Source organism: Stenotrophomonas sp. DDT-1, from assembly GCF_001580555.1.
Taxonomy (GTDB): Bacteria; Pseudomonadota; Gammaproteobacteria; order Xanthomonadales; family Xanthomonadaceae; genus Stenotrophomonas; species Stenotrophomonas sepilia.
Genome location: NZ_LEKR01000020.1, coordinates 53,681 through 76,871, shown reverse-complemented (window position 1 = coordinate 76,871; position 23,191 = coordinate 53,681). Strand labels below are relative to the sequence as shown.

The window sequence follows — 23,191 nt, the reverse complement described above, 5'->3', positions numbered from 1 at the left end:
GGGGGGGGGGGGCGGCGCTACCGGTGTCGCCGGTTGCCTCAAAGCTAAGAATATCTTAGTATGCAAGGCAGGGTACATCCGCCATCCTTATGGGGTCTCCATGGGGTGCGCGCGTGACTTTGTCCGTCGACTCAACACCGACCTTCGCTCGACGCCTCAAACAAGCCCGCCTGCACACGGGTTTGTCGCAGAAGCAGTTGGGCATCCGGGCCGGTCTGGATCCTCACGTGGCCAGCCCCCGAATCAACCAGTACGAGCGTGGCAAGCACGAGCCCATGCTGGAGATTGCTGAGCGGTTGGCCCAAGCGTTGGGGATCCCCGCCGCCTTCCTTTACACCGACGATGATCTGCTGGCCAAGTTGCTCCTGCGCTGGGGCTCGCTAAGCAAGCAGCAGAAGCGCGAGTTGGTGAAGCTGATCGAGGCCACGCCCGAGAAGTAAACCGAACAAGCGCTCGCCCTATGGGCAACTCTTCGCCTCAACCCGCCCTTTGGGCGCTTCTGGAGGGAGCTGCAGTGTCCGCGGCTAGTGCGACTGACAAGTCGCGACATCTCAGGCTTACTTGAGATTTTGTTCACGACCGATACACACGCGCCTTGTCTAAAGTGATATACCATGTCGCCCGTGTCAGCCTCCTCACTTCTACTGCGACTGTTCCTGATCGCCATGCTCGTGCTTAACGGCGCGTGGTCGGCGTTTGCGTCCGTCAGTATGAACCCGGTCATGGAAGAGCAGGCCAGCGAAGTGGCTGCCGCGGTGCAAGTCGACGAAGACTGCTTCGCCCATCACAGTGCTGAGCATCATCCCGATGCCACATCGATTGAAAAGGCTGGCACTGGGCATGGCGACCATGCCGGTCCCGACTGTTGCAAGTCTTCTGCGTGCCGGTGCGCCTGCGTACACGCTTGCGCGAGCGCACTTCCTGCGCGCCTGCATGTTTCGGTGCAACTGGCCTTGGGCCTGGATGTCATGCCGCTGCCCCTAGGGCATGCGGCACCTGCCTTGCCTCATCTGATCCGACCACCGATCGGCTAAGCGTCCCTAGGCGCCGCAATGGCGCCGTTGGTGTGGCTTGCATGCCTGTTTAGGCCAGCCGCCCGCTCTGTACCACCGCCCGCCGGTGGCAACACGACGCTTGGAGCATTTTCATGTCGCATGATGATTTTCGTGGTCCACGCGGTGGACCGCTGCTGCCTTCGCGGCGGCGATTTGTCCAAGGCTTGGCCTTGGGAGGCGCAGTCGCAGGATTAGGTTTCTGGCCCAAAGCCAGTTGGGCGCTCAAGGGGCCGGGACAACCCAACGTACTATCGGGCACTGAGTTTGACCTGACCATTGGCGAGACGCCGATGAACTTCACCGGCAAGACCCGCACCGCGATCACGGTCAACGGGTCCGTTCCGGCGCCGTTGCTGCGGTGGCGGGAAGGCACCACGGTCAACTTGCGCGTCTCTAATGCATTGCCCGCTAACTCCATCCATGGCGCGGACACCTCCATCCATTGGCACGGCATCATTTTGCCGGCCAACATGGACGGCGTGCCGGGTCTGAGCTTTGACGGTATCGGACGTGGTGAGACCTACCACTACCGGTTCACCCTGCATCAGGGCGGAACCTACTGGTACCACAGCCACTCAGGGTTCCAGGAACAAGCCGGGCTCTATGGCCCGATCGTCATCGACCCATTGGAGCCGGAGCCCTTCAGTTTCGATCGCGACTACGTCGTGATGCTGAGCGATTGGACAGACCTGGACCCGACGGCCCTGTTCGATCGTTTGAAGAAGATGCCGGGCCATGACAATTACTACAAGCGCACGGTCGGCGATTTTGCGCGCGATGTGAAGCGCAACGGCCTGTCGGCCACGTTGGAAGATCGCAAGATGTGGGGCGTGATGCGGATGACGCCCACGGACCTGTCCGACGTCAACGCCAACACCTACACCTACCTGATGAACGGCACGACCTCACTGGGCAACTGGACCGGTTTGTTCCGCAGTGGCGAGAAGGTGCGCCTGCGTTTCATCAATGGCTCTGCCATGACGTACTTCGATGTGCGTATTCCGGGGCTGAAGATGACCGTGGTGGCGGCAGATGGCTTGTATGTCCATCCGGTTTCCGTCGACGAGTTCCGCATCGCGGTAGCAGAAACCTTCGATGTGATCGTGGAGCCCTCCGGGCAGGACGCATTCACCATCTTTGCCCAAGACTCCGGTCGCACCGGCTACATCAGCGGCACGCTCGCTGTGCGCGAAGGATTACGCGCGCCCGTTCCGTCTGTGGATCCCCGGCCGCTGCTGACGATGGCAGACATGGGCATGGATCATGGGTCGATGGATATGTCTGGCGGCAGCAAGGGCATGGAAGGCGGCTGTGGTGCGGCCATGGGCATGCCTGGCATGACCCCACCTGTCAGCGGTAACGCGACCTCGGCCCATGCAGGCCATGCGATGCCCGCCGCCGGCGATGGTGCCATGGCAGGCATGCAGCACGGGGGCATGCAATCACACCCTGCTAGCGAGACCAACAATCCCCTGTTGGACAACCAAGCCATGAGCGTGAGTTCGCGCTTGGATGATCCGGGCAATGGCCTGCGCGATAACGGCCGTCATGTGCTGACGTATTCCATGCTCAAGAGCACCTTTGAAGACCCTGACGGACGCGACCCCGGTCGCGAGATCGAGCTGCATCTGACCGGACACATGGAGAAATTCTCCTGGGGCTTCAACGGTCAGAAGTTTTCCGATGTCGAGCCGCTGCGGCTGAACTACGGCGAGCGTATGCGCATCGTATTGGTTAACGACACGATGATGACCCATCCCATCCATTTGCACGGCATGTGGAGTGACGTGGAGGACGACAACGGCAACTTCATGGTGCGCAAGCACACGGTGGATATGCCGCCAGGTAGCCGACGCACGTATCGCGTGCGTGCCGATGCGTTGGGCAGCTGGGCGTTCCATTGCCACCTGCTTTATCACATGGAAGCCGGAATGATGCGCACGGTGAGGGTCGACGAATGAACATCAATAGACGCGATACCACCCTGACTGCGCTGACGGCTATCTCGCTGGCCCTGGCCAATGCGGCCAGCGCCCAATCTATGCAGCACGGCTCCATGCAGATGGAGCAGGGCGCGCAGACCCAGACTCAGGATCACTCTGCACATCAGGCACCGACATCAAAACCTGCGCCAGCCCAAAAGCCTGCAACACCGGCCAAGACGAGCGAAGCGACGATCGATCATGCGGCGATGGGCCACGCCGAGCCGCAGGCTAACGCAGCCGAGCCTGCCATGCAGGGCATGGACCATTCGCAGATGGGGCACGGCTCGCCCGCGAGCACACCTGCGGCGCCCACAGCGCAGGCGCAGTCGATGCAGGGCATGGATCACAGTCAGATGGCACAGCCCGCTGCAGCCGACACCTCCGGCACGGCCACGCCTGCGATGCAGGGGATGGACCATTCGCAGATGGGCCATGATTCGCCCGCGCCCGCTACACCAGAAGCGGGAATGCAATCGATGGAGGGCATGGACCACAGTCAGATGGGACACGGGCCTGCAGCGCCAACGCAGCCGCGCACCCCGATTCCCGCGGTGACGGACGCGGATCGCAAGGCGGCCATCGCGCCGGAACACGCGCATCCGGTGCATGACAACTCGATCAAGAGCTACGTGCTGCTCAATCGCCTGGAAACCTGGGATGCCGATCCGGGCACCGGGCTGGGCTGGGAGGGCCAGGGCTGGATCGGTACGGACCTCAATCGCGTCTGGCTCCGCAGTGAAGGCGAACGCACGGATGGTCAGACCGAGTCGGCTGATCTGGAAGTGCTTTACGGCCGCAGTATCTCCACGTGGTGGGATGTGGTGGCCGGTGTGCGTCATGACTTCAAGCCTGGGGCATCGCAGAACTTCGCCGCTATCGGTGTACAGGGCTTGGCGCCGATGAAGTTCGAAGTGTCCGCCACAGCCTATCTCGGCGAAGGGGGCCAGACTGCCGCCAATGTCGAGGCCGAGTACGAATTGCTGCTAACCAACCGGCTGATCTTGCAGCCGCTGGTGGAAGTCACCGCCTATGGCAAGAACGATCCATTGCGCGGGATAGGTTCGGGTCTGAGTGCCGCTGAGGCGGGGCTACGACTTCGCTATGAGTTCACCCGAAAGTTCGCTCCCTACATCGGCGTGGTGTACGAGCGCGCGTTTGGCAATACCGCAGACATGCGACGCGAGCATGGCGAGTCCTTTGAAGACACGCGCTTGGTCATCGGCCTTCGTACCTGGTTCTAAGGGGAACTGACAATGAAATCCAACAAAAAGATGTGGGTATGGCTCGGTGCCGGCGTGGCATTGGTTGCGGTGGTCGCAACCGCCACGCTCTCTCTGGGCGTGTACAACGTGGCCGCCGACGATCCGCATAGTCGCCCGGTGTATGCGCTACTTGAAACGGCGCGCGAGCGTTCCATTGAGGTGCGCGCCGCCAAGCTTCAGCTACCCACGAACCTTGATGATCCTGAGCGTATCCGCCAGGGTGCGGGCAACTACAACGCCATGTGCGTGACCTGCCATCTTTCACCAGACGCGGCGGCCACCGAGATGAGCAAGGGCCTGTACCCCGCGCCACCGAACCTAAGCAAACAGCCGGTCGCTCCAGCTGAGGCGTTCTGGGTGATCAAGCACGGCATCAAGGCCAGCGGCATGCCCGCTTGGGGCGGCAGCATGGACGATGAGTTCATATGGAACATGTCGGCCTTCCTGCAGAAGTTGCCCACGCTGGACGCGACTGCGTACAAGGAACTTGTCGACAGCAGCGAGGGCCATTCGCATGGCGGCGGCGAGACGCAAGGCCACCATGACGACGAAAAGGCCGAGGATCACCCTGCCTTATTCGAGCCGGGCAACAACTCCATGCCGCATGCGCACCCGCCGGGCGTGGACGACGATCACCACGGCCCGACACCCAGCGACACGGAAGTCGGGTTGGTGAGCCACGGCCATCCCGACGGCAAGGTGGAGTCGCACCCTGCACCACACACGCCCGTGGCCGATGACGGCCATGCGCACCCCCATTGATCTTCTTGGAGCCCACGCAATGAACGCAACAGCAATCTCGTTCACCCTCGCACTGGCACTGGCCGTCGTGTCCCCCGCAATGGCGCAGGCGACACAGCCGCACGCACATCACCCCGCTGCCGCGGCATCTGCGGACGTCGACGTCCCAGTCACTGCAGAGGCCGCGGTCGCCGTAGCGGAGCGTTTCAACAGGGCCCTGTCTAGCGGCGATCTGGCCACGGTCGAAGCCCTGCTCGCTGCCGACGTTCTCATCCTCGAGTCCGGGGGCGCCGAACGCAGCCGCGAGGAATACATGGGCCATCACGCAGTCAGCGATGCGGCGTTCCTCAAGGGCGCCCATCGCCAGCTGCTCCGTCAGCGCGCACGAGCCGCTGGCGAGTTCGCGTGGGTCGGAACCGAAAGCGAGTTGCATGCCCAGAAGGATGGCCAGCCACTGACCGTCCAGAGCGACGAGACGATGGTGCTGAAGGAGACCGCGGACGGCTGGCGGATCGTCCACATCCACTGGTCCTCGCGGACCAAGCGCTGAGTCGAGAGATTGAAATGACTACGCTCACATTGCACCGTCTGACTTTTGTGGTCCTTGCCGTGGCTGGTCTGGGTGCTTGCACCCAGGATGCTTCATCCGCGCAACCCACAACCTCGCCCTCCGCACAGGTTGTCGTCCAATCAGCCGACGCGACTCCAGCAGCCCTGCCACGCATGACCGTCCACAAGACCCCGACCTGCGGGTGCTGCGGTGTCTGGATCGACCACGTGCAGAAGGCGGGATTCACCGTGGATGTGCACGACATGGATGACCTGGGTCTGGTCAAGGAGCGGTTGGGTGTCCCCTATGCAAAGGGCTCCTGCCACACGGCCGAGATCGGCGGATACGTCATCGAAGGCCACGTTCCGGCCGCGGACATCAAGCGTCTCCTCGAAGAAAAGCCGAACGCACGCGGCCTGGTCCTCCCAGGGATGCCGCTTGGTTCTCCGGGCATGGAGGTCCCGGAGGGACGCCAGCAGCCGTTCACGGTCGAGCTGATACATCGCGACGGAACCACTGAACCGTTCGCACAGCACTGATCCGTCGCAGCAACAGGGGACGGTGTTGCGGGCGCGCCGATTCTCGCCCGCGAGGAAGAAGGAGAACTACATGACTCACCATTCCGCAGCACACCGGCCCCAGGCCATGAACGAGTGCATCGACAACTGCACGCAATGCCATGCGATCTGCCTGGAGACCATCAACTACTGCCTGACCAAAGGAGGTGTTCACGCGGCCCCGGAGCACATCGCCCTGTTGGCGACGTGTGCCGATACCTGCGCAACCAGTGCCGACGCGATGCTGCGCGGTGCCAGCGTTCACGACGTGGTTTGCGGTGCCTGCGCGGAGATCTGCCGCCAGTGCGCCGATGCATGCGACGCCATGAACGACCCTGAGATGACGCGCTGCGCCGAAGTTTGTCGCCGCTGCGCGGAAAGCTGCAGCGCCATGGCAGCGTAATGCGTCGAGGATCCCGCCTGAGCCGGTGGGATCCTCGTCTCGCGAAAGCGGAAGTATCAAGAAAATCCGACAAATCGTGGTTTCAGTGACAGTCCGACATCTAACGCTTGTCGCATCGAACACAGCGCGGCCCCTCCCGAACGGGCTTTGCATCACATTCCAATGAGGATTTATCCATATGAAGTCGTCCAACGTCATTCGCTCCTTCGCGCTCGTCCTCGCAATCGCGGCCGGGCAGTTTTCGCTGCAGGTCGCGCACGCCCACGCCGCGCTGCAGCAGTCCACACCGGCGGCAAATGCGGTGGTGGCCTCGCCAGGCCAGATCGATCTCGTGTTCAACGAGACATTGATTTCGCGGGCGTCGCGTCTCAAGTTGCTCATGAAGCACGGCAGTTCCACCATGCCGATCGAGAATTTCACGACCGAGATCGTCAACAACGGCAAGACCCTGCGTGCCAAGTTGCCTGGACCGCTGGCTCCGGGCGTCTATACCGTGGAATACCGCGCCGTCGGTGGTGACAACCACCCCATGCCGGGCAGCTTCAGCTTCACGGTGCGCTGAGGAGTCGCGAATGTTCGACCTGTCGGCTTATGCACTGAGATTCTTGGAATACCTTGTCATCATGGTTCTTTTCGGGGTTCCACTCTTCGGTTGGTACGGGTCGCGTCGATCGGCACTCGCCGACGCCTTGGCCGGGTGGTCACTCATGGGCGTTCTATTGGCGGGTGCCGTAGCCGGTCTCGTGCTCACCGGGCTCGATGTCGTCTTCAAGACCGCGGGCATCATGGGAATGCCGCTTGCCGAGGTTGATCGCGCATCGCTTGGCTGGTATCTGCTCGAGACGTCCGCGGGCCGGGCAGCCATGGCGAGAGGCGCGCTGCTGGTCGCCCTGATGTTCGTGCTCGGATGGCATCGTCGCCGCGGGAAGGTGGAGACCGCCTTCCCGCTGGGGGCGATGCTGGCGGGCGGCGCACTCGCTTCGCTGGCATGGAACGGCCACGCCGCCGCTGGCGAGGGCTTGGCAGGCGCGGTCCGGCTTGCTGCAGGCATCGTCCATCTTCTCGCGGCAGGCGGCTGGATCGCAGCGGTCCTGATGTTCCTTGCCATGCTGCTGCGCGGCAAAGAGACGAACGGCAGCGGGCGTCTGCGATCAACGCATGACTTTCTGCATGGTTTTTCGACGCTGGGAACGATCTTCGTTGGTGCGCTCATCGTGTCCGGCATCGCGCACTACGGGGATCTCACCGCGTGGTCGTTTTCGGCCCTGTTCCAGAGCACCTACGGGAAGTTGCTGCTTTTCAAACTGGCCCTGTTCGCTGGAATGCTGGGTTTGGGAGCGCTGCACCGATGGACGCTGGTGCCGCGCTTGGAACGAGCGCTGACCAGCGGAGATCCCGCGCAGGAGGTGCGGGCTTTGCGGCAGAGTGTTACGGCTGAGGCCGCGCTGGCCATCTTGATCCTGATTGTTGTTTCAGTGCTCGGGACGCTCAGCCCCGAATAGCTGTGTAACCCGCAATGGCACACTGCCTTGGCAGTCCATCCCCACTAAAGCGAGCATCGGCATGAACTCACCGTCGTCCCATGACCATCACCATTCTGCAGGCGCAGCCCCTGTCGAGGCTGCGGATGGACGGGTCATCACCAATCCCGTCCGCTATACGGACGATGCTCCCCAGCAAGTTGAAGTGACCGCCCCAGCAGCGGTGGCCCAACCCAGCGGTACCCACGCCACGGTCTACACCTGCCCGATGCATCCGCAGATTCGTCAGCCAGGTCCCGGCACCTGTCCGATCTGCGGCATGGCGCTGGAGCCGGAGATGCCCTCGCTGGAGGAGGACGACAATCCAGAGTTACGCGATTTCACCCGAAGGTTCTGGTGGACGTTGCCTTTGACGTTGATCGTCCTGGTCTTGGCCATGCTGGGACACCGTCTGCCCGGCTTGTCCACGCAGGCGCGCACCTGGATTGAGCTCGTGCTGAGCGCCCCGGTGGTGCTCTGGGCGGGGTGGCCTTTCTTTGAGCGCTGCCTACAGTCCATCGGCAATCGCAGCCCCAACATGTGGACGCTGATCGGCATCGGCGTGGCCGCCGCGTTTGGCTACAGCGTGGTGGCCACCGTGGCACCGGACCTGTTTCCGGACTCTTTCCGCGAGCATGGACGGGTAGGGGTCTACTTCGAGGCGGCAGCGGTCATCGTCTCGCTCACCCTGCTCGGACAGCTGCTGGAACTGCGGGCGCGTTCCAAAACCTCGGCGGCCATCAAGTCCCTGCTGGGATTGGCGCCCAAGACGGCTCGCCGCGTCAAACCCGATGGGGGCGAAGAGGACGTTGCGCTGGATCACGTGCACGTGGGTGATCTGCTTCGCGTACGACCGGGCGAGAAGGTGCCGGTCGATGGGGAAGTCATCGAAGGCCGCGCCAGTGTCGATGAGTCGATGCTGACCGGTGAACCCATTCCGGTGGAGAAGGCTGTCGGTGATCACGTTATAGGCGCCACGCTCAACGGGACGGGCGCCTTAGTCATCCGGGCGGACAAAGTCGGATCCGGGACGGTACTGGCGCAGATTGTGCAGTTGGTAGCCCAAGCCCAGCGCTCCCGCGCGCCGATGCAGCGTATGGCGGACAAGGTGGCGTACTGGTTTGTCCTGGCCGTGCTGGCCACGGCGGTGCTCACGTTCTTCGGATGGGGTCTGTTTGGACCCGAACCGTCCTGGACCTTTGCCGTCCTCAATGCCGTATCGGTTCTGATCATTGCTTGCCCGTGTGCCTTGGGTTTGGCTACCCCCATGTCGATCATGGTCGCCACTGGCCGCGCTGCGCAGGTCGGGGTCCTGTTCCGCGATGCTCAGGCGATCGAGCAGCTACGTCTGATCGACACGTTGATCGTGGACAAGACCGGTACGTTGACCGAGGGGCGTCCAGCCTTTCGCGACACGCTCTCCAACGCCGGCTTCGACGCCGATCAGATCCTTTGTTTGGCCGGCAGCTTGGAGCAGGGCAGTGAGCACCCCTTGGCCGAGGCCATCGTGGCTGAAGCCCAGCGACGTGGCTTGAACCTGGTGGCCGCCCAAGATTTTGATTCGCTCACCGGCCAAGGCGTCCGCGGGCGCGTGTCCGATCAGGATGTCGTGCTCGGCAACCAAAGCCTGATGGCGTCGGTTGGCGCCGATGTAGCACCTTTGCAAAGCAGCGCCGAGCGTCTTCGGAAAGAAGGCGCTAGCGTGATGTTCCTGGCGGTCAATGGTCGGTTGGCCGGCGCCATTGCGGTGGCTGATCCCATCAAAGCCACGACCTTGCCTGCCTTGAACCTGCTACGTGCCGATGGCCTGCACGTGGTGATGGCCTCCGGTGACGCACAGGCGACGGCCGAGGCCGTGGGGCGCACGCTGGGCATCGAGGATGTGCGTGGTGGCGTCAAGCCGCAGGACAAGGCCGACCTGGTCCAGCAACTCAAAGCCCAGGGTCGTCGCGTGGCCATGGCTGGCGATGGCATCAACGATGCGCCGGCCCTGGCGGCAGCCGATGTGGGCATCGCGATGGGGACGGGCACGGATGTGGCCATGTCCAGCGCCCAGCTCACCCTGGTCAAGGGTGATTTGAGGCGCATCGTGCAAGCCCGTGCCATCTCGTCTTTGACGGTGGCCAATATGAAGCAGAACCTGGGCTTCGCCTTCGTCTACAACGCCATCGGCGTGCCTATCGCCGCCGGCTTGCTGTATCCCAGCTTCGGCCTTTTGCTCAGTCCGATGATGGCGGCCCTGGCCATGAGCCTGAGCTCGGTTTCGGTGGTCACCAATGCCCTGCGTTTGTCCGGCTCCACCGTTGTTGCCCCCCCCCACCCTGACCGCGCCGATGAGCCTGCGCGCGGCCATTCCTGTCACTGATGGCTCATATCCCACAAGGAGTACTGCAATGAAGCGTTATGCCTCCCTCTCGATGATGGCCTTGTTCCTGATGGCGGGCGCGGCCTTCGCCGGCGGCCAGACCACCACGCCCACCACCGACCACGGTCAGCACAAGCCGGCGGCGGCCGATGCCGATTTCACCAAGCTCGATGCCAACAAGGACGGCTCGCTGTCCAAGGAAGAACTGGCCAAGCACAAGCTGGCGCCGCACTTTGGCATGCTCGATAGCAACAAAGATGGCAAGCTGAGCCCGCAGGAATTCGCTGCCGGCAAGGGTATGTAAGTGTTCTCAGCCCGGGAGCTGTTCCAACAGTTCGCGGGTTCTTCCGCCGTTCTGCCATTCCCACGGAGATTGTTATGTCCTCTTCGCACGGTACGCACGAAAACGCGCAAGACCCGCAGTCCCAGCACGCAAAACCGCACGCCTCACACCAACCTGCCCACCAGGCACAACAAGGGCATCAAGGCCATTACGGCCGCCTGTTGTTGATGATGGGCCTGTCTTTCGTGGCCATGTACGCATTGATGTACGCAATGGTCGATCAGTGGGCTAACGTCTATAACAACGTGAACCAGTTCTACATGGCGGGCCTGATGGCCGCTCCCATGCTGCTGATCGAGCTGTGGCTAATGTCCAGCATGTACCCCGATCGCCGACGCAATCTGATTCTGGCTGGTCTGACGGTGGCGTTCATGCTGTTCTGCTGGTGGGGCATTCGCACTCAAGCAGCGGTCACTGACAAACAGTTCATCCGTTCGATGATTCCCCACCACGCTGGCGCCATCCTGATGTGTGAGGAGAATCGTCTGAAGGATCCTGAGTTGGTGAAGCTCTGCCAGGACATTATTACCTCGCAGACACAGGAGATCGCGCAAATGAAGCAGTTGCTGGCTGAGCGTTCCCATTAGCTCACTGCCTTTTGCCAGCCGATATCACTTCACTGAGCCTGCGCACTGACCATTCGGTGGATCAAACGCGCGGCCACACGTGCGGTGGCTTGATCCGGATCCAGGGGCGGACACAGTTCCGCCACGTCGACCACACGTACCTTGCCCGAGGCCATGACCAGATCCAGCAGGGCTTCCAGGACCTCCAGACTCACCCCGCGTGGGTTGGGGGCGCTCACGCCCGGGGCCACCACCATTGAGTACGCCGGCAAGATCACCAGCGGCTTGGGTAGCTACACCCAGTGGCGTGGCTTGGGCTCACTGCGTATGGGCAAGAACCGTTGGACCGGCGTCTATTCGGCGCAGTACATCGGCAGCGCGGACGACATCATCGCCGTGCCCGACACGATCGGCTCGCATGTGTCCAGCGTGGTGTACCACAGCCTGCAACTGAGCTACGGCATCAAGAAGAAGTGGGATATCTCCGCCGGCGTTGAAAAAGTGCTCGATAAGAAGGCGCCGTTCGTGAAGAACAACCCCAACACCGACACCGACACCATGACGTACGACTTGCTGGGTCGTCGCTGGAATGTCCGCTTTGGTTACCACTGGTAAGCCACGATCACGAGGAGCTACACATCATGAGAAACACGCAACTATCCGCCACACTACTGCTGTTCGCTGTGGCCGGCAGTGCCGGTGCGCACGACCTGTTTGTCGCTTTCTCCAAGCCTGGCACCGCAGCGGGCGAGGCGAACACAGCGTTGGTGAACAATGGCACCTTCGATGAAAGTGCAGGTGCAGTCACCCGAGCGCGTCTACAGGACGTTTCGCTGAGTCAGGGCGGCGCTAAGGCTGCACCGGACTTGGCCAGTTGGAAAGAGGTCGGCAAGCAGAGCCAGCTCACCGTGCATCCGGCGGGCGAGGGCACCTATCTGCTGGGGGTCTCGACGATGGCCTCCACCAGCACGCGTACGGCCAGCGAGTTCGGCAAGTACCTGGAGTTGGAAGACTTGCCCGATACCCTGGCCACCTATGATGCGAGCAAGTTTCCCAAAGGGGTCACCTATAGCTATACCAAGCATGCTCGTACCATTGGACAGGTGGGCACAAAACTGACCGACGATTTCGCTGCCTCGCTGGGCTATCCGCTGGAGATCCGCTTGGCCCGCAATCCTGGAAGCGTGAAGGTCGGCGAACAGCTGTCGTTCCAGGTGCTGCAGCAGGGCACGCCAGTGCCCAACCTACGCGTGTACGTCGGTCATCGTGCTGACGCACCGGTCAAGGGTGGGCACGGTAGCGCTACGCTCCTGCGCACCGATGCCCAAGGCCAAGCCAGTTTCCAGGTGACCACCGCCAAGACCTGGTACATCCACACCAATCACATGGTGCCCTCTACACAAAAGGGTTTGGATTTTGTGTCGGATCGGGCGTCGCTGAGCTTTGAGATTTCCCCGCACGCCGGGCACTGATAAGTAAGCATGTAGGCGGTACTCTCCCCTTTGACGCCAGTCATGACTTCTTCCATGACTGGCGTCTTTTTGTGGGGACTTACCTCAAGTGCTCAGTCTGTCTCTCATTGGTCGCCCCGCGCCGCGCGCAATCCACGTCGCCGCACTAGATAGAACGCTGCGGGAATCACCACCATAGAGAGCACCGGTGCGGTGAGCATGCCACCCAGCATCGGCGCGGCGATACGTTGCATGACCTCCGAGCCGGCACCGGCACCGACGAAAAGCGGAAACAACCCGGCCAGGATGACGGCTACCGTCATCGCCTTCGGGCGCACCCGTTGCACGGCGCCTTCGTAGATAGCCTCTTGCAGGGTAGACACATCTTCCGGCGCACCGCTGGCCAAGCGCTGCTCCCAGGCATGACGCAGGTACAGCAGCATGATGACGCCGAACTCAGCCGCAACGCCGCCCAGGGCGATGAATCCGATCATGCTGGCCACCGAAATCGCATGGCCCAGCCCCCAGATCAACCAGAAACCGCCCACCAACGCCAAGGGCAAGCTGAGCAGGATGATGGATACATCGCTAAGCCGGCGAAATACCATCCAGATGACCAGGAAGATGATCGCCAACGCCGCGGGCACCACCCATTGCAGGCGTGCCAAAGCCCGTTGCAGATACTCGTACTGCCCCGACCACGCCAGACCATAGCCGGCAGGCAAACTCACCTGGGTCTGCACCGCGGCTTGCAGTTCCTGGACCACCGATCCCAAGTCGCGATCGGCCACATCCACGTAGATGTAGCCCACCAACCGGCCGTTATCGCTCTTGAGCATCGGCGGGCCTGGGCTGATTGACAGCTCCGCCACCTGGCTCAAGGTCAGTTGCACACCGCCTGGCGCGATCAGCGGCAGATCCTGCAAGGCCTGCAACGAGTCACGCTGGCCACGGGGGTAGCGCAAGACGATGGGATAGCGTTCGCGCCCCTCGATCGTTTCCCCGATTGGATCACCGCCAACGACCGTGGCAATCAGTTGCTGGAGTTGGCCTTGAGTGAATCCGTAACGTGCAGCGATTTCCGGGCGCACCTGTACATCGACATAGCGCCCACCCGTGACGCGTTCGGCCAGTGCCGAACTCACGCCGGGCACAGTCTTGGCCACCTGCTCGATCTGCTGGCTCAGGCGCTCGATCTGCTCCACATCGGGTCCGGAGACCTTGATCCCAATCGGGCTCTTGATGCCGGTGGCCAACATATCGATGCGATTGCGAATGGGCGGGACCCATAGGTTGGTCAGACCGGGAATCTTGACCGCTGCGTCCAACTCCTGGCGTAGCTTCTGGGGGGTCATGCCCGGGCGCCATTGATCCCGCGGCTTGAAGGTCACGGTGGTCTCAAACATTTCGATCGGTGCCGGATCGGTCGCACTTTCGGCACGGCCCGCCTTGCCGAACACGTGCTCAACCTCCGGTACGGTCTTGATCATCCGGCCCGAGAGCTGGAGCAACTGACGGGCCTTGTCGGCGGACAGGCCGGGCAGGGCCGTGGGCATGTACAACAGGCTGCCTTCTTCCAAGGGCGGCATGAACTCACTGCCCAACCGGCTAAAGGGGATCAAGGTGAGCACTAGCAGCAGGCCGCTGAGCAGCAAGGTGACACCGGGATGTTTGAGGACCCACAGCAGGATGGGCCGATAGCCAGCGATCAGGATGCGATTGATGGGGTTCTGCTGTTCCGGGCGGATGCGGCCGCGGATCAGGTAGCCCATCAAGACGGGGATCAAGGTCACCGACAACCCTGCTGCGGCGGCCATCGCGTAGGTCTTGGTGTAGGCCAGAGGCGAGAACAATCGCCCTTCCTGCGCCTGCAGGGCAAAAACCGGCACGAAAGACAGGGTGATGACCAGCAAGCTGGCGAACAGGGCCGGTCCGACCTCGGCCGCCGAGCGGGCCATCAGCTGCCAGCGCTCCTCACCCTGAGGTTCCCGGCCGTGCGCCTCCCGCCAGTGCTCCAGATGCTTGTGTGCATTTTCGATCATCACCACCGCTGCATCGACCATCGCACCAATGGCGATGGCGATGCCGCCTAATGACAGCAAGTTGGCGGAGATCCCCTGGGCGTGCATCACGATGAAGGCCGCCAGGATACCCAAAGGCAGGGTGATGACGGCCACCAACGCCGAGCGTAGGTGCCACAGGAACAGCAGGCATACCAGCGCTACGACCAGAAACTCTTCGCCAAGCTTGTGGGTGAGGTTGCGTACCGCATCCTGGATCAGCTCGGAGCGGTCGTACACCGGCACCACTTCCACGCCCTCGGGCAAGCTGGATTGCAACGCCTGCAGTCGCGCTTTGACGTTCCGAATGGCCCCCAAGGCATCCTTGCCGGTCCGCAGGACGATCACGCCGCCGGCCACCTCACCTTGACCATCCAACTCTGCGATACCACGACGGAAGACCGGCCCGCGACTGATCGTGGCCACCTCGCCGAGCAGGACGGGGATGCCGTCGTTGCCGGTTACCGGCACCTGTTCGAACGCCTCCTGTGTGCGCAGGTAGCCTTCGCTGCGCACCATCAGTTCGGCTTCGCCTTGTTCGATCACCGAGCCCCCGGTAGCGCCGTTGGCCGCATCCACCGCCTCGATGAGCTCGGCCACCGTCAGTCCACGGGCCGCCAACGCCTGCGGATCGGGCTGGATCTGCCAGGCGCGCACCGCACCGCCCACACTGGCTACTTCAGCCACGTCCGGCACGGTTTTTAGCTCATAACGAAGAAACCAGTCCTGCAACGCACGCAGCTGCCCCACATCACGTTGACCTGTCCGATCCACCAAGGCGTACTGGTAGATCCAGCCCAGTCCTGTCGCATCAGGACCCAGCGCCGGATTCACATTCGGCGGAAGTCGATCGCGTACCTGGCTCAAGTACTCGAGCACTCGAGAGCGCGCCCAGTAAAGATCAGTGGCATCGTCAAACAGGATGTAGACGAATGAATCACCGAAGAAGGAGAAGCCGCGTACCGCCTTCACGCCCGGCACGGACAACATCGTGGTGGCCAACGGGTAGGTGACCTGGTCTTCGATGATGCGCGGGGTTTGCCCCGCCCATTGCGTGCGGATGATGACCTGGGTATCGGACAGGTCCGGCAGCGCATCCAGCGGCGTGTTCTTTACCGACCAGATACCGACCACCGCCAGCAGCGCGGCGGCAACCAGCACCAGCACGCGATTGGCGATGCAAGCATGGATCAGGCGCGCGATCATGGTGTGCCCTCCATCGCTTCGGACATGACCTCGCTTGCCTGGCAATCAGCGGCTGCGGCGGGGCCGAACTTGGGTACCAACTGCATATCCATGAACGGTGACTTGCCCGGCTTGTCGAAATGCTTCTCCGGCACCATCGGGTCATACCAGTACTGCACCGGGCAGCGCGGCGGCGTAGAGGTGGAGGTGTCTGGCGCGACAGGCGCCGGCTGTCTGGACGGTGACGGCACGACAGTGCGTGGTTCGTGCCCGGCGTCATGGCGCTCGTGCACACCTGATGCGCTGGCAGGGCGTGTCGGTTGTGCAGCACCCAGGCGCTCCAACGCACCGGAGAGACTGGCTTCGGAGTCGAGCAAGAACTGACCCGAGACGACCACGCGTTCACCACCGGCCAAGCCTGCCACGATCTGCGTGCGCCCTTGCACGCTACGTCCCACACTCACCCGCACTGGCCGGAAGCTCCCGTCCGGATCCTGCACGATGACCCGGCTGTCCCGCCCGGTGGCGATCAGCGCCTCCGTGGGAACGACTGGCAGGGCCTGCTCGGCGTCGGGCTGCACCAGAACCTCGGCGAACATGCCCGGCACCAGCCGACGCTGCGGGTTGCGCAGCACAATTCGCGCCCGCTGCGTGCGACTAGCCATGTCGACCTGGGGAAGCAACGCCTGGATCTGTCCGGCAAAGCGCTCTGCCGGCCAGGCACTGACCGTGGCCTGCACTGAGGTCCCCGGCCGCAAGGTGCCCAGCGCTGCCTGGGGTACCGAGGCCTCCAGCCACAACGTGTCCAGCCCATTGATCTTGAACAGTGGCGTACCGGGCATCACCGTCTGTCCCTCGCGTGCCAGGATCTCGGTCACGACACCACTGTGGTCTGCGCTAAGCACGACGCCACTTCTGGCCGAGGCGCCAGAAGGAACACCCAACGAACGCAACCGTTGTTGCGCCGCACCCTGCAGCTCACGCGCGCCCGCGGACTGAGCTTGGCTCAGGGCATGTGCTTCGGCGATGGCCGCGTTCCATGCCGGGGCCTGCACGGTGGCCAGCGTTTGACCACGACGAACCTCGGTAAACGGCGCCTTTACCTGCACGTGGGTGATCAAGCCTTCCATGCGCGCACTGATCACGCTTTCCTGGGTCAGATCCCACGTCAGTGTGCCCGGCACGCGTACGGCAGTCCCTAGTAACTCTACCGTCACTTCCTGAGTGCGTATGCCCACGTTCTGCTGCAGGCGCGGATCGATCTGCGTTCCGCCCCCTATGGCCTCATCTGCGTATTTGGGCAGCAACTCCATATCCATGAACGGAGATTTGCCCGGCTTGTCGAATCGCTGCTCCGGCGCCATGGGGTCGTACCAGTACAGCACCTTGCGTGCTTGATCTGCGACGCTCGTGCCGGGGGGCGGGGTGGTATCAGAGGTTCGAGTCATCCAGGCGTAGCCGCCGGCAAAGCCGAGCGCCAGCAACCCGAGGGCCACGGCGAGCTGTGTGAGACGCGTCTTGGTCGGGCTCATGGCGTGTTCTCCTCATGGGGTAGCAGATAGGCCAGTGCCGCCCAGGCACGGCCCTGTTCGCCCAGCAGACGGGCGTTCTCCAGGTGCAATTCGATCTCATCGCGCCGCGCTTCCAGCCACGGCTGCAGGTCGGCACCGGCGCCGTAGGCGGCCAACGCCGTGCGTGCACGATCGCGCGCCAAAGGCAGGCTCTGCGTGTTCTGGCGCTCCAACTGGCCGGTTAACCCGCGCCATCGCGCTATCGCGCGTTGCACCGACTCGGCTTGGATGCGCCGGGCCTCATCGCGCTCTGCGGACACCGCCTCCAGCTCGGCCCGCCGTGCCGCGATGCCTCGTGCTTGGCGGTTCTTCTGGAACAGCGGCAGGCCCACACCCACTTCCACCATGAGCATGTCGCTGCGCGCCATGCCGTCGGGTGCGCGCTCGCGACGTCCGTAGGTGAGCTCCACACTCCAATCCGGGCGGGTTTCGGCCACGGCCGCATCCACCTGGGCCTGGGCTAAGCTCTCGCGTGCCTCCCAGCCCAGTAGTGGCGTGTGTTGGTCCAGTTTGGCCAGCAGTTGGGTGGGCTCCAATGGCAACTGCGAAAAATCCGGTGCCGCACCACTGGCCAAGATCGCCTCTGGTGCAATACCCAACCACCGCGCCAGGCCGGCCTGCGCGGCGGCGTGCTCCGCATGTACCTGCTCCAGGCGATTGTCCAACTGCAGTAGGGCGGCCTGGGCGGCAAGCACATCACTGGCCCCGGCCGTGCCGCCTGCCAAGCGAGCACGCGCCGCACGCTCGGCTATACGGGCCGGCTCGCGCAGACCTTCCAACGCATCTACGGCTTGCTGCGTACTCCACAGCTCGATCCAGGCCAGCGCGGCCGCTTGGGCCACCATCTGCTGTTCGGCCATCGACAGTGAGCGCGCTTGCGCCAGCGTCGCTTGCGCCAACGCGTGCTCGGCACGTCGTTTCGCACGCGCAGGAAACTCCTGCATCAGACCGATTTGCTGGGTGGTCATCTCATCGGCCCGCAAGCTGAAGGCATCGGGTCCGCTGACGGGCCAGTTCGCCAGCCCCACGATCAAACGTGGGTCGGGAAGCGCGCCAGCACGCGTGGCTTCTTCGGTACTGGCATCGATCTGCGATCGGCGCACCTGCAGGGTTGGGGCGTTAGCAAGCGCCCGTTGTAGGGCTTCTGTGTAGCTGATCGGGATAGCGGGCGATGCCGCCAGCACAGGACCACTGAGCGCCAGGGCAAACACGAACCCACACGCCATCTTGCGCCTTGCACGCAAGAAGAAAGACATCTCCATAAGACCTCCGGGAAACGACAACGAGCGCGCTGCAACGCATGCAGCACGAGCACGGGTCAATCCAGGAGGGGGCTTAAATCAGCAGGCTACAGAAGCGCTGCAGGGGAGGCGGATCGGACACGCACACCGGAACATCCCGATACAACTGCGCGTGTACCGGTGGCAACAGAGCCTGCACCAGCGCGAAGGCGGCCAGCGCGGGCTGGTAAGGCACTTGAGGGGCCTTCGCATCGGCCGTGGCGATGTGATCGCGCTGGCAATGCTGGTCGCACAACGCCGGAGCATCGGGATCCGGCGTGGACATCTCTTCGCAACCGACCATCAGGGTCGCTTGTCCAGCTTCCACCGATTCCAGCGGACAGGCGTAAGCCACCAGCGCGAGTTGCTGCAGCAGCAGCGCCCACAGTCCCAGCCATGCCAGTCGGGCACGAGAACGGGGTCGCCGCCATCGCCTCAGCAGCCTCACCATGACAGCTCCCGCACGCCCGAAGCAGCGCCTGCGGACGCTGGGCAGATCAGGGCAGGGGACGTGCGAGCTCTCATGATGGCCAGTCTAGCCCTCTTGGGGCCGACTGTCATTGATCAGGATCAAGCCCTCGCGCGGACTCAGCGGTGGCATCCGCCGCAGCAGGAGGATGCGACGGCCGGGGCGGCCGGCGTACCAGCCTCAGAAGGGAGCACCGCAGCGATCACATAGCCTTGCCGCTGGATAGCCTCAACCGCCTGTTCTACGGCAAGCAGGCCCTCGATCTTGACCACGCCACTGCCCAGATCGACGTCCACCTGGGCGTGGGGGTCAAGGGCCTGAATGGCTTGGGTGACCGTTCGGACACAGTGACCACAGGTCATACCTTCAACAACGAGATTCATGGACAACCCTCCAAAAGCATCGGCGGTTTGCCGACGGCGTGACGATGAGCCTTCCCACGGTGGGAAGGTCAAACGACAGGCAAGTTGAGTGGTAATCCGTCCCGCGTTGTTGACCTTCCCATCATGGGAAGGCTCAGGCTACCTGCTCGTTCCTATTGGCCCTCACTCCATGGACATAACGCTCACTTATGCGAATTAAGTTATTGATTATATTACATTAATACAGGAATCGCAAGGTCTGTAGTTGCACCGTGCCCTGGCCGGCCACAAACGCGATAAGCTAAGCATTCCTTAGTGCTAGTCATTCTTGATGTCATGACGATGCCATCTGAGCGCACCCGCAATGTGCTGCAGGCGGGCGCGTTCCTCAGGCAGCTAGCGGCCAGCCAAGCCGTGCCTAAAGAGGTGCGGCAAGAGGCATATCGACTGCTGCGGCACTATCCAACCGTCAGCGACATCGAGGCGATTGCTGAGCACGAAGAGCGGCTGCGAGCGCTGACCCAGTCGGCCTTCGTACGACCCTACCTGAGCAGCGAGATCGAGGCGGATTGGTTCTCCGGGTACCCGCTTGGCCCTCATCGCATCTGACCATGAAGCAACCGAGCAGGCCGCGTGGAAGAGGGACTACGTCTGCGGAGACAGCGCTGGAGGCTTCCTTTGAACGGGCCCGCGACAGTGCGGCCGAGGAACGCGCATTCTTCAAGCGACTGATGGATGCGATCGTGTACGTGCATGCGCCCATCTCGGACGACGCGCAGACACTGCGGCTGGTCCAGTTCCGCCATCCTGACGGTTTCGATGCGATCCCTTTCTTTACCTCGCTCGACAAGGCGCAGGCGGCCAGCTCGTCTGCTGTCAGAATTCTGGGAGTTTCAGGCCGTGAGCTGCTAACCGGTACTCGCGGCGCGACGTTGATGCTCAATCCCAACTACGGCGGCGTTGTCCTGTACCCGGAAGAGGTTGCGACATTGTTGGATACGGGCTTTCTGGCCAGGGTGGAACGTCTGGCGCCGGCGGAGTTCGCGGTGAGACCTGCCCAGGCCGCGCCGGCTTGGCTCGCTCCGGCCATCAGCGGCAGCCTTGAGCACGCCGACTTCGTCTCGTCGGCCTATCTCCTGGAAACTCACTCGTCAGGGGGCGTCGAACAGCCTCCCGGTCTGTTGATCTGGCTGGTGGTGGACCTGGCTTTCGCCGAGCGGGCGGCTCGTCTGGTGACCACCGCCATACAGCCCTTATGCTCAGATTTGGACGTCATCATCGACTTGGCGGTCCACGACGTATCGCTGCCTTTGCCGGCGGGCTTGGATGATCCCCAGATCCTGCCCATATTTTTTCACGAGAATCAAGCCAACTTGAGCACAGCTCATCGGCCTATGAGCCCTGAAGATAAGCTACTAGCACTCCTTCCGGGATTGACCGAGGAAGAGAAGGAACGGCGGACCCGCGAGGGTATGGCCGACGTCGACGCTGGACGTACGATCCCGCACGAGGAACTACTGCAATGGATCAGGCGACGGTCAGAGCCTTCTTGAAGGTTTCCGTTGGGTCAGGAGCGTGGAAACTCTTGAATCCAATATTCAAGAAGGGCACGCGTGCCTGAGCAGTACTCCAGGAATGCCTGTGTCACGCGGCTTCTGGTTCAATCAAGCCTAGGTCTGTAATCCACGAACTGCCTGACGTCGAGGGGTGTTTCCTCGTTGAATCATGGTGTTAGAGACGATTCGGCTGTTTTTCTCACGAATCCCTGCCGACCTTCTTGAAAAACTGAACCAGACCTACCCAAACGCTTCCGTAAGGCAGGTGGTGAGAGGGCAGGTTAAGCACATCAGGGATAGCAATCCCAAGGAGATAGAAGCGCTACGACAGGAGGCCAACGATCAACTTCCTACTATCGCCGAGCTAAAGAGGGTCAGTGCGGTTGATCCAGAGTTCCGGATGGAAAACAGCTTCTTTGGGCCCAAGCCAGTCATCACCGCCCGCATCATCAACCGCTCAACACTGCCATTGAGCGAAGCGAGCTGGAATGCGGCGCTGTACATCAATGGCGATGTACAGCCTGTAGCCACGTCGAAGGTGCGCAGCGATTTCCGTTCCATCGAAGGCCTCAAGCCCGAACACCATGTTACGGCTCGATTCACTGTCGGATTCGTCAAGGGCGATAAGGCCTGGACCACCTTGGCGATTCGTCAAGCTACATCCACACGCGTCGAGCTGGAGATGATCCCTGAGACAGCAATGGACTTTACGGACAAAGCCTATCTAAGTGCCGATCTTCAGAAGCGCATTGATTTCCTTGAGAACCAACTCAAGCAAGCGAGCGAGTTCGAAGATGTCTGATGCTACCAAGCCCCGCCGGCGGATCACCCTCCGGCGGGGCTTGGTAGCGGTACCGACGTTCACCCCCGCCAAAGAGGACCATTACACAATGCGCCCGTCCATCCTCGCCTTGGACTTAGAAGGAACGCTGATTTCCAACGCTGTAAGCCAGATCCCGCGCCCGGGCCTCTACGAATTTCTGGAGTCGGCAAAGTCGCTCTTTGAGGGTCTAGTCATCTTCACCACAGTTCCGGAGCCTAGATTTCGCGAGATTGCCGACCTATTGGCTTGCGAAGGAGCGGCCCCGGGTTGGTTTGCCCGCTTGCCATACATAGACTGGACTGGGCCGACGAAGGATCTTGCCAACGTTTCCCAGCCCATCGGCTCTGCATGGCTACTAGATGATTACGCCCCCTATGTACAACCGGGACAGGAACATTGCTGGGTCCCGGTTCAACTGTTTTGTTCTCCTTACCCCGAGGACGACGCGGGACTGGACGATGCCATCGAGGCAATCCGTAAGCGACTGAACGAGTACTAGAGGGCCATCTCTTGGCCAGCGTCCAATGGGCCACAGGCTCGCCGGTCAACCAAGGTCCAGCGCTTCGTTGGAGAACCGTCGATATAGACCTGGGGGGGCGTTTACCGCGATAGAGTCCTGAGCCCCCTCAAACCATCTCATGGACCCGTGGCAGCTGGTCGGTCTACTCAGACTAGAAGCTAAAGCTGCCAACTGCCGCTAGGTTCCAGCCAGTACGCCATGCCCAGCGGCAGGAAAGTCTCCATTGCAACGTCCAGGATCAACGGCTGACGCCAACCCTGACCAGGCAAGAAGCAAAAATCCTTCCGGGCGAGGGTTCCAGCTTGCTCGCGTCCAGCTAACCAGATGCATCTGCGTTTTATCTCGCGATCAAGTGCTCGCCTCGCGGCATGCTCATCCAAACCGCTTTGTATGAACTCCGAGGCAGAATTTCGCATGCTCGCCCACAGCACGTAGCGCTTACGCCCCAAGCTGAGCGCATTCCATTCAGGCGATCCAATCGACTGAAGCCCGTCGCCTAGCTTCGGGTCCAACCGATGCTTCCGCAGAAGGTTTGCCAAGTACGCTCGAGCTTCGGTGGATGCCAGT

General features: G+C 62.2%; 24 protein-coding genes. 19 read left to right on the top strand and 5 right to left on the bottom strand.

The features are described 5' to 3' along the window. Window positions 1-89: 89 nt before the first annotated feature. From AB839_RS11785 to AB839_RS11710, 15 genes are all read left to right on the top strand, one after another. Window positions 90-440, top strand: a complete 351-nt coding sequence (locus AB839_RS11785) for a helix-turn-helix transcriptional regulator (RefSeq protein ID WP_061479495.1) — start codon at window positions 90-92, stop codon at window positions 438-440. A gap of 174 nt (window positions 441-614) precedes the next feature. Then, entirely contained in the window at window positions 615-1,034 is a 420-nt protein-coding gene (gene copL / locus AB839_RS21200; RefSeq protein ID WP_012480218.1) for a transcriptional regulator CopL, read from the top strand. Window positions 1,035-1,147: 113 nt separating this feature from the next. Then, window positions 1,148-3,016: a copper resistance system multicopper oxidase gene (locus AB839_RS11775; RefSeq protein WP_012480217.1), complete on the top strand. Its 1,869-nt coding sequence runs from the start codon at window positions 1,148-1,150 to the stop codon at window positions 3,014-3,016. Then, the gene (locus AB839_RS11770; RefSeq protein ID WP_005413421.1) at window positions 3,013-4,281 is read left to right on the top strand and encodes a copper-binding protein CopB; all 1,269 of its coding nucleotides are present in this window, start codon (window positions 3,013-3,015) and stop codon (window positions 4,279-4,281) included. Before AB839_RS11775 ends, AB839_RS11770 begins: the two co-directional genes overlap by 4 nt. 12 nt (window positions 4,282-4,293) lie before the next feature. Further along, the gene (locus tag AB839_RS11765) at window positions 4,294-5,064 is read left to right on the top strand and encodes a cytochrome c (RefSeq protein ID WP_005413420.1); all 771 of its coding nucleotides are present in this window, start codon (window positions 4,294-4,296) and stop codon (window positions 5,062-5,064) included. After that, a complete protein-coding gene (locus AB839_RS11760) occupies window positions 5,048-5,593 on the top strand; it encodes a nuclear transport factor 2 family protein (protein ID WP_223224792.1) in 546 nt (181 codons plus the stop codon). The genes AB839_RS11765 and AB839_RS11760 overlap by 17 nt, the downstream gene beginning before the upstream one ends. 173 nt (window positions 5,594-5,766) lie before the next feature. Then, window positions 5,767-6,132, top strand: a complete 366-nt coding sequence (locus tag AB839_RS11755) for a DUF411 domain-containing protein (RefSeq protein ID WP_019184727.1) — start codon at window positions 5,767-5,769, stop codon at window positions 6,130-6,132. 70 nt (window positions 6,133-6,202) lie between these two features. Then, on the top strand, window positions 6,203-6,553 hold the full coding sequence (locus AB839_RS11750) for a four-helix bundle copper-binding protein (protein WP_012480213.1): 351 nt from the start codon (window positions 6,203-6,205) through the stop codon (window positions 6,551-6,553). A gap of 178 nt (window positions 6,554-6,731) precedes the next feature. Beyond that, the gene (gene copC, locus AB839_RS11745) at window positions 6,732-7,115 is read left to right on the top strand and encodes a copper homeostasis periplasmic binding protein CopC (protein WP_033835139.1); all 384 of its coding nucleotides are present in this window, start codon (window positions 6,732-6,734) and stop codon (window positions 7,113-7,115) included. Between the two features lie 10 nt (window positions 7,116-7,125). Further along, window positions 7,126-8,055, top strand: a complete 930-nt coding sequence (gene copD / locus AB839_RS11740) for a copper homeostasis membrane protein CopD (RefSeq protein WP_017354978.1) — start codon at window positions 7,126-7,128, stop codon at window positions 8,053-8,055. 61 nt (window positions 8,056-8,116) lie between these two features. Next, complete coding sequence (locus AB839_RS11735; RefSeq protein WP_275045202.1) at window positions 8,117-10,438, top strand: copper-translocating P-type ATPase; 2,322 nt, start codon at window positions 8,117-8,119, stop codon at window positions 10,436-10,438. Then, window positions 10,407-10,742 (top strand): EF-hand domain-containing protein, encoded by a 336-nt coding sequence (locus tag AB839_RS11730; RefSeq protein WP_232528349.1) that lies wholly within the window; start codon window positions 10,407-10,409, stop codon window positions 10,740-10,742. Before AB839_RS11735 ends, AB839_RS11730 begins: the two co-directional genes overlap by 32 nt. Window positions 10,743-10,816: 74 nt before the next feature. Continuing rightward, window positions 10,817-11,368, top strand: a complete 552-nt coding sequence (locus AB839_RS11725) for a DUF305 domain-containing protein (protein ID WP_031269107.1) — start codon at window positions 10,817-10,819, stop codon at window positions 11,366-11,368. Window positions 11,369-11,521: 153 nt separating this feature from the next. After that, window positions 11,522-11,962, top strand: a complete 441-nt coding sequence (locus tag AB839_RS11715) for a TonB-dependent receptor (RefSeq protein WP_229298439.1) — start codon at window positions 11,522-11,524, stop codon at window positions 11,960-11,962. A 26-nt stretch (window positions 11,963-11,988) separates the two neighbouring features. Next, on the top strand, window positions 11,989-12,819 hold the full coding sequence (locus AB839_RS11710; RefSeq protein ID WP_049452571.1) for a DUF4198 domain-containing protein: 831 nt from the start codon (window positions 11,989-11,991) through the stop codon (window positions 12,817-12,819). 104 nt (window positions 12,820-12,923) lie between these two features. Here AB839_RS11710 and AB839_RS11705 read toward each other — a convergent pair whose 3' ends face one another. From AB839_RS11705 to AB839_RS11685, 5 genes are all read right to left on the bottom strand, one after another. Beyond that, window positions 12,924-16,064, bottom strand: a complete 3,141-nt coding sequence (locus AB839_RS11705; protein ID WP_033835136.1) for a CusA/CzcA family heavy metal efflux RND transporter — start codon at window positions 16,062-16,064, stop codon at window positions 12,924-12,926. Further along, a complete protein-coding gene (locus tag AB839_RS22035; protein ID WP_005413406.1) occupies window positions 16,061-17,575 on the bottom strand; it encodes an efflux RND transporter periplasmic adaptor subunit in 1,515 nt (504 codons plus the stop codon). The genes AB839_RS11705 and AB839_RS22035 overlap by 4 nt, the downstream gene beginning before the upstream one ends. Next, window positions 17,572-18,876, bottom strand: a complete 1,305-nt coding sequence (locus AB839_RS11695; RefSeq protein WP_172958416.1) for a TolC family protein — start codon at window positions 18,874-18,876, stop codon at window positions 17,572-17,574. The genes AB839_RS22035 and AB839_RS11695 overlap by 4 nt, the downstream gene beginning before the upstream one ends. A 73-nt stretch (window positions 18,877-18,949) precedes the next feature. Further along, complete coding sequence (locus AB839_RS11690; protein ID WP_005413404.1) at window positions 18,950-19,345, bottom strand: hypothetical protein; 396 nt, start codon at window positions 19,343-19,345, stop codon at window positions 18,950-18,952. 137 nt (window positions 19,346-19,482) lie between these two features. Next, window positions 19,483-19,725, bottom strand: a complete 243-nt coding sequence (locus AB839_RS11685; protein WP_224482004.1) for a cation transporter — start codon at window positions 19,723-19,725, stop codon at window positions 19,483-19,485. A 315-nt stretch (window positions 19,726-20,040) separates the two neighbouring features. On the opposite strand from AB839_RS11685, the gene AB839_RS11680 reads away from it, so the two are divergent. The 4 genes from AB839_RS11680 (at window position 20,041) to AB839_RS11665 (ending at window position 22,603) form a co-directional block, all read left to right on the top strand. Beyond that, window positions 20,041-20,334 (top strand): BPSL0761 family protein, encoded by a 294-nt coding sequence (locus tag AB839_RS11680; RefSeq protein WP_223224794.1) that lies wholly within the window; start codon window positions 20,041-20,043, stop codon window positions 20,332-20,334. Between the two features lie 2 nt (window positions 20,335-20,336). Further along, window positions 20,337-21,278, top strand: coding sequence for an SseB family protein (locus AB839_RS11675; protein WP_049401588.1), 942 nt, complete (start codon window positions 20,337-20,339; stop codon window positions 21,276-21,278). Window positions 21,279-21,450: 172 nt separating this feature from the next. Continuing rightward, window positions 21,451-22,083 carry a hypothetical protein gene (locus tag AB839_RS11670; protein WP_021201832.1) on the top strand — a complete coding sequence of 211 codons (633 nt, stop codon included), beginning with the start codon at window positions 21,451-21,453 and terminating at the stop codon, window positions 22,081-22,083. Window positions 22,084-22,171: 88 nt separating this feature from the next. After that, on the top strand, window positions 22,172-22,603 hold the full coding sequence (locus AB839_RS11665; protein WP_031269101.1) for an NIF family HAD-type phosphatase: 432 nt from the start codon (window positions 22,172-22,174) through the stop codon (window positions 22,601-22,603). Window positions 22,604-23,191 lie beyond the last annotated feature (588 nt).